Below are 14,330 nucleotides of genomic sequence, written 5' to 3' on the forward strand. Positions count from 1 at the left end.
CCTTGAAAAACAAACGTACAAACACATTTGTTATAAGTTTACTCCTGATTTTTATGCTCGTTTTTACCGCTTGCTCGTACAATGGCTGGGGAGGCGGAGATGCGGCAAAGGGAGTTCGCACGACGAACAAGGAGCCGGAACCTGCTAAAGCTCCCGTCACGCTGAAGCTGCTGACTTGGGCCGATGATACGTACCAGGAGCTGTATGACAAATTTAATGCGAGATATCCTTGGATTACGATTGAGCCCATTCCAATCGAGGGCGGCGATGACGGCATTTTGGATCAAATACTTGCGCTTCAGGCTGCAGGTACGCCTGCTGATCTGACGTGGGTCGTGGGTGACCTGCTGCGCTTCGAGCAGCATGGCCTCTTAGAAAATTTGAAGCCGTATATGGACGCCGATGCTTCCTTCCAAGGAAAGGTGCTGCCTGACGGTTACTTCGATACGATGGCGTTTAATGGCCGCAGGCTTGCGGTGCCGTTCGTTGACGTGCCGATGTGGATTGTCGTGAACAAGGATCTGCTTGCGAAGCATGGCGTAGATATGCCGCCGAATAATTGGACCTTTGATGATTTTCGAGATATCGCAAGGCGAGTGACGGAGCCTGCGGCGGGCGAATACGGCCTGACAACGAGCAGCGACTTCGTGATGCGCCTGCTCCCGATGAAAGCGGCGGCCGACGGACACGCTCCGAATTTAGCCTATTTGAATGAGCGACTGACGCAAAGCCTGCTTAACACGCCGGCTGTTATGGAGGATGTGCGCTGGCTGACGGAATTCGTCACCAAGGACGGCTCGATGCTGTCATGGAGCAAATCGGCAGAGCAGGGCGACGTGGTCAAACAATTCATCAATGGCAAAACCGCATTTGAAATCGGCGGAGACTGGCTGCTCCCAAAGCTGCAGAAGGAAGCGAAGTTTGAATGGGATATTCTGCCCTTTCCTAGAGGCAAGGTTAACCAATTTTCCTTCCATATTCTAGGTCCGCTTGCGCTGCTGAGCGGCTCGAAGCATAAGGAGGAGGCGTACAAATGGATTAGCTTCCAATTCGAGACGGAGGCGCAAAAGTGGAAGATCGAGAAGGGCGCCAACGCCTCCGTCATCGAGCCGGAGCTGACGGCGTATATCGATCAGGTTCCTTTGTGGCAGGGGAAAAACATAGAGGCGGTCAAGATGACCAAGGATAACGGGCTCGTGCTGCCAGGCGCAACGATTCCCGGGTTTTCCGAGTACAACTGGATCAACGTGATTAACGATATCGTCTTCCAGGGACATGATATTAACCGGATCATTGCGGAGACGGAAGCATGGAACAAACAAACGCTGGAATTGCGGAAGAAGTGGAAGCGGTAATTCGCCGGATAGGCTGTCTAACAAGGTATTTGCCTTGTGGGGCAGCTTTTTTTTGTATCAAGAGGGTGTGCGGGTAACTCATGCTAGTTAGATTGAGCTGGTTATACGCTGAATGCTGGTTAGTGCATTTACGTGCATGCTTTCACCAAAGGCTAGATATCCTGCGTATTCCTCTCTCATTCGCCTGCAAGGACAAGCCAGAGGCGATGAGGATAAACCTAAACCACAAAGTATAAGAATGGCTCATAGTAAGCCCTTATAGCCTCCATTAGAATAAAAGTATCACATATGGGGAAGGGAAATTGATATGAAATCTAATGGAGTCATTCGGGAATTGCTTAGAAATCGCACGTTGCTGCTCATGTTCCTGCCCGTAGCGACGCTCCTTTTTCTCTTTAATTACTTGCCGCTCGCAGGGCTGGTCATTGCCTTCAAGGACTTTGACTTTGCCAAAGGTATTTTCGGCAGCGATTGGATGGACCCGCTGCTGAACAACTTTGACTATTTGTTCTCCTCCTCCACCGCTTTCCGGGCGATGAGAAACACGATTCTGCTAAACGCATTGTTCATTACGGTGGGGCTGCTGTTCGAGGTTGGATTTGCACTCCTGCTTAACGAGATTAGGAACAAATATTTTAAACGGGTAACGCAGTCGTTAACGTTCCTGCCTTTCTTCATTTCATGGATTGTCGTTGGCGTGTTCGCTTACAATCTCATGAATTTCGAGAGCGGGGCGATCAATCGTCTCCTTGAAACGATTGGCATGCAGCCGATCGATTTTTATAGCGAAGCCGGCCTATGGCCGCTGATTCTAACCATCGCGGTGCGGTGGAAGGTTACAGGCTACGGAACAATCATTTATTTGGCGGCACTCACGTCAATCGATAATTCGTATTACGAAGCGGCTTCGATCGACGGAGCGACCAGATGGCAGCAAATTCGCTACATCAGCATACCGATGCTGAGGCCTACGATTATCATTTTAACGCTGCTTGCGGTGGGAAGAATTATGAATGCGGATTTCGGGATGTTTTACGCGATGGTTGGCGATGCTTCTCTCTTGTTCCCGACGACAGACGTTATCGATACGTTCGTTTATCGCAGCTTGCGCAAATCTGGAGATATCGGAATGGCATCTGCGGCGGGCTTCCTGCAATCGATTATCGCATTCGTGCTTATTATCGGCAGCAACTATGCAGCTCGCAAAATAGACAAGGATTCGGCGATATTCTAAAAACGTCATTTTACATCAAGGGAGGATCATCCATATGCTTGCGAAAAAGTTTTCCATCTCACAGTTTATCATCATTGTAGCCATCTCCCTGTTCAGCTTGTCCTGCCTGTTTCCGTTCATTATGGTTATTTCGGGCTCGCTTAGCACGGAGAAGGACATTATGGATTATGGGTATACGTTATGGCCCAAAAGCATTACGTTTGACTCTTATCGCATTCTGTTTCTCGGCTCGACCCGCATCATTGATGCCTATGGCGTCAGCTTGTTCGTAACGGTAGCGGGCACGGTGCTGTCGCTGTTCGTCACAAGCATGGGCGCATACGTCATGGCGAGGCGGTCGTTTAAGTACCGGAATATTTTGTCCGTCTACGTCATTATTACGATGCTGTTCAATGGCGGACTAGTGCCTTGGTACATCATTTGCGTCAGATATTTGGATCTGAAAGATACGCTTTGGGCGCTTATTTTACCGATGCTCGCCAATGCGTTCAATATGTTCCTCATCCGAAACTTTATGTTATCGATACCCGAGGACATGAATGAATCCGCGAAGATGGACGGAGCGGGCGATTTTAAAATCTTTTACCGCCTCATTGCGCCGCTCTCTTTGCCGGTACTTGCCACAGTAGGATTATTCGTAGCGCTGAGCTACTGGAATGACTGGTTTCTTGGCCTCATGTTCGTCGATAAGCAGGAGCTTCAACCGCTCCAGCTGCTGCTGCGAACGCTCATATCCAATGTGGAATTTTTGAAGAGCTCGAGCAACGCGTCAGCCATGCAGCGAATATCGGCGCAGATTCCTTCGGAATCGATCAAGATGGCGCTGACGGTCGTTACGATCGGGCCAATCATTTTCTTGTACCCGTTCGTTCAACGGTTTTTCGTAAAAGGTTTGATGGTTGGCGCTGTAAAAGGATGACTATGTCGGCATCAGCCGTGTAGTATATAAATCACAAGCTAAGGGGAGAGGTTTACATGCAAAAAAGCAGAGCAAAACTGCCGCTACTTATTGCCGTCATTATGCTGTTTAGCGTTATTCTGGCAGCGTGCAGCTCAAACAACGGAAATGCCCCAAGCAATGAGGCAACGAATGCGCCTTCGAATGCATCAGGGGAGAAGCAGGAGGATGAAGTTACGCTTAAGTTTTATTTTGGCGGGGATAAAAAAGCGGCTACGGACGAGGTTTGGTCCAAGGTCAGCGAATACGTGAAGGCTAAAGGGCTTAACGTAAAGTTTGATATTAACTTTATCCCGTTCGGCGATTTCAAAGAGAAAATGCTCGTTATGGCTGCTTCCGGCGATAACTGGGATATGAATTTCGACGGCGACTGGCTGTCGTACAAGCAAATGGCCGCAAAAGGCTCCTATATGGCGCTGAACGATTTGCTGCCTGAGTATGCTCCAAATCTGCACAAAAAGTACGAGGAGCAGGGAACGCTGGCTGCAGCAACAGTTAACGGCAACATCGTAGGTCTTCCTTGGACGATGAAAATGAATGAGCGCAAGTTTACCGGCTGGCGTTCCGATCTTGTAGAGAAAGCAGGCCTTGATATTCCTGCGGGCTCCATCAAGACGATTGAGGATGTCGACAGATTGCTGCGCGAGCTCAAAAAAGCGTATCCAAACGAAAGAATTTCCCGCACGCCGCCCGTTTCGCTCATTATGATTCGTGATGAGTGGGTTGACCTTAACTTCCACGGTCTCGGCTTCTATTTGAGCGACGATAAAATTACGGTTAAACCGGTTGAGCAGCAGCCTTTCTATCTTGAAGCTGCGAAGCTTGCCAAGGTTTGGTATGACGATAACCTCATCAACCGCGACGCTATGATTGACAAATCGGATGAAGCGGCTGAGTGGAGAAACGGCAAAAAGCTGTTTACCGTAACGTCGCATGAGTGGGTAAGCGCAAATCCAGGTTTCTCTGATCCAACGTTCAAAATGGAATCTGCCGAGCTTTATCCTGACAAACGTTTCGTTAACCGTACCGCTCTTGCCAACGTCGTTGCGATCAACCGCAATTCCAAAAACCCAGAGCGCGTCCTTCGCTTCCTCGATATGATGGAAACCGACAAAACGCTGTATGACCTTGTGCAATACGGCATCGAAGGCAAAACCTATGTATTGAACGGTGAAACAGCCGAGTATCCAGAAGGCATGGAAACGACAACGAGCAATTACATGGAGTGGGGCGGCCAATGGGCATTCTGGAAGCCGCAATTCATGCGTCCGACTATGACTTACGGCAAGGACTTCTGGCTGAAGGAAGCTGAGTTTGCAAGCAAGCCTAACAACGTAAACTCTCCAATTGACGGCTTGTTCATCGCGGAAGACAATATGAAAAATGAAATTGCCAAACGCGACACGGCAAACGATGAGCTGAACAGACCGATTGAGTTTGGCGTCGTCAAAGATGTTGAGAAAGCGGTAGCCGATTATATCGCAACTCAAAAGAAAAACGGCCTTGACGTCATCATCGCTGAAACGCAAAGACAAATCGATGAATTCCTTGCAGCCAAAAAATAATACGCACACCACATGAGAAGCCGACCTGCTATTAAAAAAGGGAGGCTTCTCCTTTGAATCATAATGTAAGCGAATACATTTTCTTAATATGGAATACGCATACGTTCAAGCTAAGCTTTACCAAGGCGACAACAGCAAGCTGAATCCGCAAGGCAGCCTTAATCCGCGAGCCTGGTCCCCCGGGACCAGGCTCTTTTTTTTGAAAATACAAAAGCAGAGAGGGAGGTGGTAGGATCGACCAATTGAACGACAGGCTTTTGTTTCTCTATCATTCCAATCAATGAGGAGGCAAGTATGATGGTAAAAGGAAGGAATCAAGCGTACGTAATCGCTTTGCTTGTTTTTGCACTTATTTCCACGCAGCTTTCGTTTTCTTCATCCAAGGTTTCCGCAGCTACGAATCTAGCGCTAAACAAAAGCGTAACGGAAAGCAGCCATACCCAGAGCTATGCAGCTTCAAACGTTACCGATGGCAATCAAGGCACCTATTGGGAGGGAGCGGCAAACAGCTATCCGAGCTGGGTCAGAGTGGATCTCGGCAGCAGCCAGACCGTCAATCAAGTTGTTCTTAAGCTTCCGGCGACATGGGGAGCACGTTCGCAAACCTTATCGGTGGAGAAGAGCAGCGACGACATCGCTTACAGCACGGTCGCTGCTTCAACTGCCTATTCATTTAGCGCGGGCACCAATGCGGTGACGATTAATTTTGCCAGCGCGAGCGCGCGATACATTAAAATTAGCATCACTGCAAATACGGGGGCCAGCGGCGGTCAGCTATCCGAGCTGGAAGTATATGGACCGGCAACGATACCATCGCCGACTCCAACTGCTACGATGCAGCCTACTGCTGCGCCGAGCTCTTTCTCGGCTTTTGCTCAAACGGCGGCTTCCAGCTTTACGAGCCAGTTGGGCACGCAATTGGAAGCCTCCAGCGAAGGCGGGCAAAATGTTGCCTTCGTGGATAACGGGGATTACATCGCTTTCGATAATGTGAATTTCGGAAGCGGCGCCTCCTCGGTCGCGCTGCGCGTAGCGAGTCAAACGAGCGGCGGCAATATCGAAATAAGGCTGGATAGCGCCAGCGGTACGTTAGCAGGCACATGCGCGGTGACGAGCACGGGCGGCTGGCAATCCTGGACTACGAAAAACTGCGCGATATCGACGATAAGCGGGGTGCATAATCTGTATTTGAAATTTACCGGCGGAGCCGGAAATCTGTTTAATGTGCAGTGGTTTAAGTTCGCAGCCGCTTCGCTTGGCGGCGATGTGGTCGGCAAAATATTTGCCGGCTATCAAGGCTGGTTCACCGCAGGCGGTGACGGCTCTCCGCTTAACAATTGGACGCACTGGTCGAAAAACAACAATAACCTTACGGCGAATTCGAACGTGAATTTCGAGATGTATCCGGATTTACGGGAATATTCCAAGCTTTATCAGACGAATCTGGGCAATTTGGGCAACGGCCAGCCAGCTAAGCTGTTTTCTTCTTATGATCAGGAAACGGTCAACAAGCATTTTGAATGGATGCAGACGTACAACATCAGCGGAGCGGCGCTTCAAAGGTTTGGAGCGGATGCGAACTATGCGCCGAGTAGCTGGAACCAGAACCGCGACAGCGTAGCCGTTAAGGTGAAAAATGCAGCAGAAGCATACAGCCGCAAATTTTATGTCATGTATGATATTACGGGACTTGATCCAAACCAATGGGTCAATGCGGTCAAAAATGATTTTACGAACAATGTAGTCGGCACAATGAATCTGACCTCCTCGTCGGCTTACGCCAAGCAGGACGGGAAGCTTGTCATTTGTATTTGGGGAATCGGCTTTACCGACCGGCCGGGAACAGCAGCGGAATCCGCGGACTTGATCGCTTGGTTTAAGAACCAAGGCTATTACGTCATCGGCGGAGTGCCAACCCATTGGCGCAATGGCGACAACGATTCGAAGCCGGGTTTCCTTGATGTGTACAAATCGCTTGATATGCTGTCTCCGTGGTTTGTCGGACGGTTCAGCCAGCTTGCGGGAGCCGATCATTACAAGACCAATCAATGGCAGCCCGATTATGCATTTACACAGCAAAATGGCATCGTGTATCAGCCGGTTATTTGGCCGGGCTTTGCTTGGAAAAACATGAAAAATGGCCCCGTTAATGAAATTCCGCGGCTTCATGGCGATTTTATGTGGCGTCAGGCTTATAATTTGAAGAGCCTCGGCGTGAACACGGGTTACATTGCGATGTTTGACGAGTATGACGAAGCGACGGCGATTGCCAAAGCGGCGGAAAACAGCTCGATGATTCCAAACAATCAATATTTCCTTACCTTGGATGCAGACGGCGTCGCCGTATCCTCCGATTTTTATTTGCGGCTGACCGGCGACATTGCAAGGCTGTTCAATAATGAAATACCGCTTACCGTGAATCACCCGACTAGCCATCAATAAATAGCAAGTAAGGCGCTCCTCTAGCAGGAGCGCCTTTTTGGCTTATAATGGAGAGTGAAAGCAACGGGAGAGGAGTGATTTTTTATGCAGGAGATTAAGTCTATTATTTTTGACTTTGACGGGACGCTTGCCGATACTTGGCCGGTAATGTATCAGGCTTGTGCTGGCGTATTCCAAAGGCATGACAACCGGGAAGTGTCGATTGAGGATATTTATACGATGGCGGGACCAACGGAGCTGCAGATCATCGAGCGGCATTTGGCGAATCGGGAGCAGGTTGAAACGGCGATAAATGAGTTTTTAGCAGACTATGAGCAGCATCATGAGGAGCTTGTGGAGCGAAACGTGGCGATTGCGCAGATGCTTAGCACCCTTCGGCAGGCGGGCTTTGGAGTAGCTTTATTTACAGGAAAATCTCGGCGCACGCTGGATATTTCGCTGGACAAACTGGGCTGGGACGTGGGCTTTGATAAAATCGTAACCGGTGACGATGTGCAGAAGCGCAAGCCTTCGGCTGAAGGCATTCATCAGATTTTGAGCGCGCTTGGCTGGGCGCGCGAGCAGACTATTTTTGTAGGCGACAGCAATGATGATATGCAAGCGGGCGAAGAGGCTGGCGTAAGAACCTTTGCGGCACAGTGGATGGCAGTGGTACAGGATAAGCATTACCGGATCCAGCCGGAGCGTATTTTTGATTCGGCCGAGGAGTTTCAGCAGTTTGTAATGGAGCGGCTAACCAGCGGTTAAATCCAGCTGCAACGCAGCAAAGGAGTGTCCTTATTCATAGGGCGCTCCTTTTTTAGTATATAAAGCACCGAGGAGGGGACAATCGTAAGATGGAATAATTGTACATAAGGAGAAGCGGGATATGGATGTTTTTCTGCAGGAAGTAAAGGAGCGGTTTGGTGGAAACGACGATTTCCTCATGCAGCCGGACAAGATTTACGGGGAACCCGTAGTTTTGCTCGGTTTTACATCGCTGTTTGATTTGGTCAGCACAAAAATAGCATTGCGAAAAAATGTAGACAACGCTAATCCTGCGCCAAAAACGTTAGCGGACATCATGGCGCTATCCGGAGAGGTAAGAGAAATAGATATAAACGAAGCCCTTACCTTGTTTGTCGGGGGCAAAATGATTATTTTTTTCGAGAATGAACGAAGCTGTGCCATTGTCGATCCGTTCCCTATTGTCTTAAATCGGACGGTGGAATCCCCTACGAATGAGAACGTGCTTCAAGGGCCGATGAGCTCGTTTATCGAGGATATCGATACGAATATCGGGATCGTCAGGAAGCAGATTACGTCAAAGCATGTCCGGGTAAAATCGTTTTTGGCAGGAGACGATCAGCAAAAGAAGCTTTCGCTTATTTATGACGACCATAATTCCGATCCTGAGCTTGTCAGCAAAGTAATAGACCAAATCGAAGCCAACTTGCATAGAGAAATTAATAATTTGCAAAACCTTGCGAAAATGATGGGCTTCTCCTCATGGTCAGCCATTCCAAAATTCAATACGACTGAACTGCCGCAAGAGGTAGCCATTGCATTGAATAAAGGAAGAGTCGTGCTATTTATCGATCGATTTCCTTTTGCGCTAGTGCTCCCAAATCTGCTTTGGGATATGTTTGCGCTCGAAAATGACCGGAATTACCCGATTCCTTTAACGATAGTCATTCGCACTTTGCGGGTGATTGGCGTACTGACAACGCTGCTTGCTCCGGGTTTGTATGTGGCTCTCGTTGCCGTGAATCCAGAGGTATTAAGGATAGAGCTGGCCTTAAACATTGCCGAAAGCCGCGAAGGCGTGCCGTATCCGGCGATCGTTGAAATTATTTTGATGCTGGTCGTGCTGGAATTAATTATTGAAGCGAGTACTAGGCTGCCAAAAAGCATCGGTCCAACGATCACGATGGTAGGAGGCATTATTTTGGGACAAGCTGTCGTAACGGCAAGACTCGTGAGCAATTTGCTCATTATCGTGCTTGCAGCTACGACGATAGCGAATTCTACAGTGGTTGGCTTTCAAAATTCGCTCTCGATCCGTCTGTTCAAATACTTAATCGTCATTTTAAGCGCCATCTATGGGGTTCTCGGACTGCTGGGAGGCTTGGTTATATTAAGCGCCTACCTCGCCAGCCTCACTACGTTTGGTATTTCATATTTGAATTTTAGTATGAAAAAGGGTGAATTCGAAAATGGATAGATCTTATCATGTCGTGCTGATGTACGGTCTGACTCAACTAGGGTTTGTGTTTTTTTTCTATCCTGTTGATATTATCGCAAGCACAACGGAGGGTCATTGGGTTGCCATAACATTAGGGATCGCCGTCAATATGATTGTCGTTTGGGCTTACATGAAGGGGCTAAGCTATTTTCCAAAACAGGATATCATCAGTATTTACTTGGGTGTCGGCAAGTGGGCAGCCATTCTTTTTTTATTGCCGCTTGTGCTGTTTTTGATACTCGTCAACATCATTACGGTACGGGCTTTCGCTGAGATCACTACCCTTGTATTTCTTGCCGATACGCCGATGTGGGCGATTATGGGGTTTCTTATTGCCATTTCAACCTATATCACTTTAAACGGGGTGAATGCAATCTTTCGGACGGGATTGCTGCTAGCCATTTTATTTCTTCCGTTGATCTTATTCACGACCAGCATATCGTTTCAAAATGTAGACCTCCGCTATTTGTTTCCGTTGTTCCGGACCGACTTTTCGTTTTTGACAAAGCCAGCCTATCTTAACAGCTTTTCTGCATTTGCCGGGAACTTTCTGTTTCTTGGCTTCGTGCAGCCGTTTTTCTCTTTTCAGCGCAAAAAAGTGATGATATCGTTGGCGGCGCTCGTTCCGTTTTTCTTTTTGTCCATTTACCTCCCCCTTCTTACATTCGGACAGGCGACCGCTTCAACGTTCAAATTTCCATTCGTTATGCTTGTCAGCACGATCCACATCAATTGGCTGATGTTTGACCGGGTAACGATTTTTTTGCTGCTGAGCCTAATTACGTTTACGATGTTGTTTATTTCCATGCTGCTGTGGGAGGTCAGCCGTATTTTAAACCGGACCATGCCTAAAGTTAAACTAAATTATATTGTCATTGCCGTATCCGCGACGATTTATATATGCTGCTTAATGATTTTGAATTGGCAGGAAGTTCAGTCGTTTATGATGTGGAATACGTTTTTACGTTTTTTTGTATTATTCGCGATTCCTTTTTCCGTTTTATTTCTAGGGCTTCGTTCCAGAAGGATGTATAAAGATGAGAGTGCTTAGTTCGCTAATTGCCGTCTGCATCGTTCTTTTCCTAAGCGGATGCTGGGATAACCGAGATATCAACCACCGGGTATTGCCTGTTGTAATGGGTGTCACGATGAAAGAGAACGAATACCTCATCTATCTGCAAATCCCTGTACCAAGCGGGAATACGACAAAAACGAAAATTGTTACCGGAGCAGGGAAAACGATCAATCACGCGGTGGATAAAATCAGTGCGAATTTGGAGGATCATGTAGATTTGCTGCACGTGAAGGTCATTCTTGTGGATACAAAGTATGCGCAGAAGGGCTTGGATGATATCATCGCTGATTTTATGAGAGGACGGGATGTATCTACCAAGACGCTTATCGCAATATGCGATGATGATATGGATCATTTTTTTACTTCTGCGACGCAAAGTATGGAGCCCAAGGGAACGGCGCTGTATGATTTTTTTGAAAAAAATGCAGGCTGGAATCCGCAAATTGCGCTTACCAGGGTGTGGGAAGTATACCGCAGCATTCACTCCTATACGCGGGATGTAGCGATCCCGGTCATTCGGTCGGGAAAAACGACTGTCGTTCAGCATATAGGTGCAGCGGTCGTGAAAAACGGGAAAATGGTCGCGCAAATCAATCCGGATGAAACGCTGCTGTTCAACGCTTTTAACGGAGAAAGCACACAAGGGAAAATCGAAGTCAGCAACCATGCAAGCGTACTTATCATTAGCAATGCGATAACGAATAAAAGTTTGATGGTAAACAGCATGCCGATTTTGAAAAGCAATCTAAAATTAAAGGTCGTCATTTTGGAAACGAAGGGCAATCCTACGACCGAGACGATTAAGCAGGAGCTTGAAGACGTGGTGAAGCAGCGGTTCGACCAGATGTTTGCCAAGCTTCAAAAGAGCGGCGCAGATATTTTAGGGACAGGCCAATATTTTCGGAGTGAACTATCGAGAGCAGAGCTCAAAAATTGGCGAACAAAATATTATTCCGAACTTAAGCTGGAGCTTCAAGTGGATGCGATTATTGAAAATACAGGATTTCTAAATATGAAGTAATAAAGCGAAGAGTATAGAAATAGGGATGATTTTGGGGAGCGGAGAGCCGCATCTTGGAATCATCCTTTTTTTTGCCCGGAGGGGTGAGAGAAAAGAGGACAATAATAGGACATAAAATTTATAGATGCCTCATTTGGAACGCAGCGCGATTGGCTTACACTAAACATGACAAAACAAGGGATGGTGGGAGCATGGCAAAAATTACGGGTATCAAATGCATTCGTACGCGAAAAAACGGCACTTGGACGATCGTGAAGGTGCAGACAGACCAAGACGGTTTATATGGAATCGGCTCCGCCTCGGACATTTATAATCCCGAGGCTGTCGTGCAGGTGATTGAGCAGCTTCTGGCGCCGCTGCTGATCGGCAAGGATGCCGCGAACATAGAAGATCTTTGGCAGACGATGAATATGAGCGGCTACTGGAGAAACGGCGCGATATTGCATACCGCGATCGGCGGCATCGATATGGCATTATGGGATATTAAAGGCAAGGAAGCGAACTTGCCGATCTATCAGCTGCTTGGCGGGGCAAGCCGTGCGGCCGTCCCCTGTTACGGTCATGCGGGCGGCGCGGATATTGGGGAGCTGAAGGAAGACGTGCAGCGCTTCATGGAAGAGGGCTATTCGGTCATTCGCGTCCAGATGGGCGGGTATGGCGGGGGCGGCTTCATTAATGGCGATAAAGCAAACCTGCCAGAGGGCGCATGGACGAAAGGTCCGGTATTTGATGAGCAGGCGTACCTGAATGCAATCCCAAGCATGTTCGAGCAGCTGCGGGTAGCTTTCGGCATGGGCGTTCAGTTCACGCATGACGTGCATGAGCATCTCTCGCCTATTAATGCGATACAGCTGGCGAAGCGAGTGGAGCCTTATGGTTTGTTCTTTCTCGAGGATGCGCTGGCGCCGGAGCAGATCGGCTGGTACCGCCAGCTGCGCCAGCAGAGCGCTACGCCTCAGGCGGTTGGCGAGCTGTTCGTCAATCCGCAGGAGTGGACGGAGCTAGTGAAGGAGCGGCTGATCGATTTCATCCGCGTTCGCGTCTCGAAGGCTGGCGGCATAAGCGCATGCCGCAAAATCGCGGCGTTATGCGAGGCTTTTGGCGTGCGGACCGCTTGGCAGGAGGGCGGAGAAAACGATCCCGTCAATCAAGCGGCAGCGGTGCATCTGGATATGGCGATCTGGAATTTCGGCATCCAGGAGGTCAATCATTTTCGGGCGGAGGAGCTGGATGCTTTTGAGGGACATATCGTTAGAAAAGGCGGCTACCTCTATCCATCGAACAAGCCGGGCCTTGGGATCGAGCTTGATGAATTGAAAGCGCAATTGCTCGTTGGCGAGGACTGGAATCGGTCCGTTTATCATAATCCTTATCATCTTGACCGTAAGGCGGACGGTACGTTAGTGCGCCCATAAAATAGCTACGGAGGTGCTTTTTATCATGAAAACGATCGCTGTCACGGGCGGGAGCGGCAAGCTGGGAACGCAGCTGATTAAGGAGCTTCAGCAGCAGGGCCATCAGGTTGTCTCCTTGGATAACCAGAGATCAAATGAGCTGCGCTGCAAGCAAATCAAGGTAGATTTGACCGATTTCGGGCAGGTCGTATCCGCGCTTCATGGCGCAGACGCGATTGTGCATTTGGCGGCTATTCCGGCACCGCTGGTTCATACTTACCCATATATTTTCGCTAACAATACGGTTGCGGGATATCATATTTTGGAAGCGGCATCGATTCTCGGCATACGGAAGGTTGTCATGGGCTCCAGCGAGTCTTCCTATGGCTTCGCATGGGCGCCGACACCGTTCGCGCCGGATTATTTGCCGCTCGATGAGGATCATCCGCAGCAGCCGCAGGAATGTTATGGCCTATCCAAAATAGTCAATGAGCAGACTGCTGCCATGTTCGATCGGAGAAACGGCATGCAGGTCATTTCGCTCCGGTTCTCGATGATTACGAAACCTGAGGAATATAAGCATCTCGCGACTGATAAGCCTGAGGTTTTCAAGCATATTTTGTGGAGCTACATCGATATACGGGATGCCGTCAGCGCATGCATAGCGTCTCTTCAAGTTGAGGATCGCGGGGCGATCTGTCTCAACATTACGAGCAGCGATACGTTGTGCAATTGGGAGACGGAGCGATTGGTGAGCCGCTTTTACCCAGAGGTTACCGATCGCCGAGCGGTGTTTGAAGGCCGCGCTGCCGTCGTCAGCAACCAATTGGCGCAGGATGTATTGGATTGGCGTCCCCTTCATTCGTGGGCGGATCACGTGGAGACGCAGCAGAGGTAAAGTTATTCATAGAGAGACTATCTTGAAAGGTCTGGCATGACCTTTTTGGATGGTCTTTTTTTTGAGGTTTTAGGCAAAGGATCTTTTTCTCACGCCAAATGAGCCGCCCCCTCATCCACCTACTTAAAAAGAAAGCGTTTACCAAAAAACAACTCAAATCGGTA

General features: G+C 48.7%; 11 protein-coding genes. All 11 read left to right on the top strand.

Features of this window, described 5'->3' with window-relative positions:
• Positions 1-2 precede the first annotated feature (2 nt).
• The 11 genes from ADU23_RS17615 (at position 3) to ADU23_RS17665 (ending at position 14,166) form a co-directional block, all read left to right on the top strand.
• Positions 3-1,355, top strand: a complete 1,353-nt coding sequence (locus ADU23_RS17615) for an ABC transporter substrate-binding protein (RefSeq protein ID WP_053374926.1) — start codon at positions 3-5, stop codon at positions 1,353-1,355.
• A 307-nt stretch (positions 1,356-1,662) separates the two neighbouring features.
• The gene (locus ADU23_RS17620; protein WP_053374927.1) at positions 1,663-2,589 is read left to right on the top strand and encodes an ABC transporter permease; all 927 of its coding nucleotides are present in this window, start codon (positions 1,663-1,665) and stop codon (positions 2,587-2,589) included.
• Between the two features lie 34 nt (positions 2,590-2,623).
• On the top strand, positions 2,624-3,508 hold the full coding sequence (locus ADU23_RS17625; RefSeq protein ID WP_053374928.1) for a carbohydrate ABC transporter permease: 885 nt from the start codon (positions 2,624-2,626) through the stop codon (positions 3,506-3,508).
• Between the two features lie 56 nt (positions 3,509-3,564).
• Positions 3,565-5,112 (top strand): extracellular solute-binding protein, encoded by a 1,548-nt coding sequence (locus tag ADU23_RS17630; RefSeq protein WP_053374929.1) that lies wholly within the window; start codon positions 3,565-3,567, stop codon positions 5,110-5,112.
• A 297-nt stretch (positions 5,113-5,409) separates the two neighbouring features.
• Entirely contained in the window at positions 5,410-7,554 is a 2,145-nt protein-coding gene (locus ADU23_RS17635) for a carbohydrate-binding protein (protein WP_197286081.1), read from the top strand.
• A gap of 84 nt (positions 7,555-7,638) precedes the next feature.
• On the top strand, positions 7,639-8,301 hold the full coding sequence (locus tag ADU23_RS17640) for an HAD family hydrolase (protein ID WP_053374930.1): 663 nt from the start codon (positions 7,639-7,641) through the stop codon (positions 8,299-8,301).
• A 121-nt stretch (positions 8,302-8,422) separates the two neighbouring features.
• Positions 8,423-9,757 (top strand): spore germination protein, encoded by a 1,335-nt coding sequence (locus tag ADU23_RS17645; protein ID WP_053374931.1) that lies wholly within the window; start codon positions 8,423-8,425, stop codon positions 9,755-9,757.
• Positions 9,750-10,829 carry a GerAB/ArcD/ProY family transporter gene (locus ADU23_RS17650; RefSeq protein WP_053374932.1) on the top strand — a complete coding sequence of 360 codons (1,080 nt, stop codon included), beginning with the start codon at positions 9,750-9,752 and terminating at the stop codon, positions 10,827-10,829. The genes ADU23_RS17645 and ADU23_RS17650 overlap by 8 nt, the downstream gene beginning before the upstream one ends.
• On the top strand, positions 10,816-11,874 hold the full coding sequence (locus ADU23_RS17655) for a Ger(x)C family spore germination protein (protein WP_053374933.1): 1,059 nt from the start codon (positions 10,816-10,818) through the stop codon (positions 11,872-11,874). Before ADU23_RS17650 ends, ADU23_RS17655 begins: the two co-directional genes overlap by 14 nt.
• Positions 11,875-12,065: 191 nt before the next feature.
• Positions 12,066-13,289: an enolase C-terminal domain-like protein gene (locus tag ADU23_RS17660; RefSeq protein ID WP_053374934.1), complete on the top strand. Its 1,224-nt coding sequence runs from the start codon at positions 12,066-12,068 to the stop codon at positions 13,287-13,289.
• 25 nt (positions 13,290-13,314) lie between these two features.
• The gene (locus ADU23_RS17665; RefSeq protein WP_053374935.1) at positions 13,315-14,166 is read left to right on the top strand and encodes an NAD-dependent epimerase/dehydratase family protein; all 852 of its coding nucleotides are present in this window, start codon (positions 13,315-13,317) and stop codon (positions 14,164-14,166) included.
• The last annotated feature ends 164 nt before the right edge of the window (positions 14,167-14,330 follow it).

Origin of the sequence: Paenibacillus sp. FJAT-27812 (genome assembly GCF_001273905.1) — a bacterium.
In the GTDB taxonomy this organism is placed as follows: domain Bacteria; phylum Bacillota; class Bacilli; order Paenibacillales; family Paenibacillaceae; genus Pristimantibacillus.

Coding starts and splice junctions, on each gene's coding strand:
- ADU23_RS17620 (WP_053374927.1), top strand. CDS start 1,663: ATGAAATCTAATGGAGTCATTCGGGAATTGCTTAGAAATCGCACGTTG.
- ADU23_RS17625 (WP_053374928.1), top strand. CDS start 2,624: ATGCTTGCGAAAAAGTTTTCCATCTCACAGTTTATCATCATTGTAGCC.
- ADU23_RS17630 (WP_053374929.1), top strand. CDS start 3,565: ATGCAAAAAAGCAGAGCAAAACTGCCGCTACTTATTGCCGTCATTATG.
- ADU23_RS17635 (WP_197286081.1), top strand. CDS start 5,410: ATGGTAAAAGGAAGGAATCAAGCGTACGTAATCGCTTTGCTTGTTTTT.
- ADU23_RS17640 (WP_053374930.1), top strand. CDS start 7,639: ATGCAGGAGATTAAGTCTATTATTTTTGACTTTGACGGGACGCTTGCC.
- ADU23_RS17645 (WP_053374931.1), top strand. CDS start 8,423: ATGGATGTTTTTCTGCAGGAAGTAAAGGAGCGGTTTGGTGGAAACGAC.
- ADU23_RS17650 (WP_053374932.1), top strand. CDS start 9,750: ATGGATAGATCTTATCATGTCGTGCTGATGTACGGTCTGACTCAACTA.
- ADU23_RS17655 (WP_053374933.1), top strand. CDS start 10,816: ATGAGAGTGCTTAGTTCGCTAATTGCCGTCTGCATCGTTCTTTTCCTA.
- ADU23_RS17660 (WP_053374934.1), top strand. CDS start 12,066: ATGGCAAAAATTACGGGTATCAAATGCATTCGTACGCGAAAAAACGGC.
- ADU23_RS17665 (WP_053374935.1), top strand. CDS start 13,315: ATGAAAACGATCGCTGTCACGGGCGGGAGCGGCAAGCTGGGAACGCAG.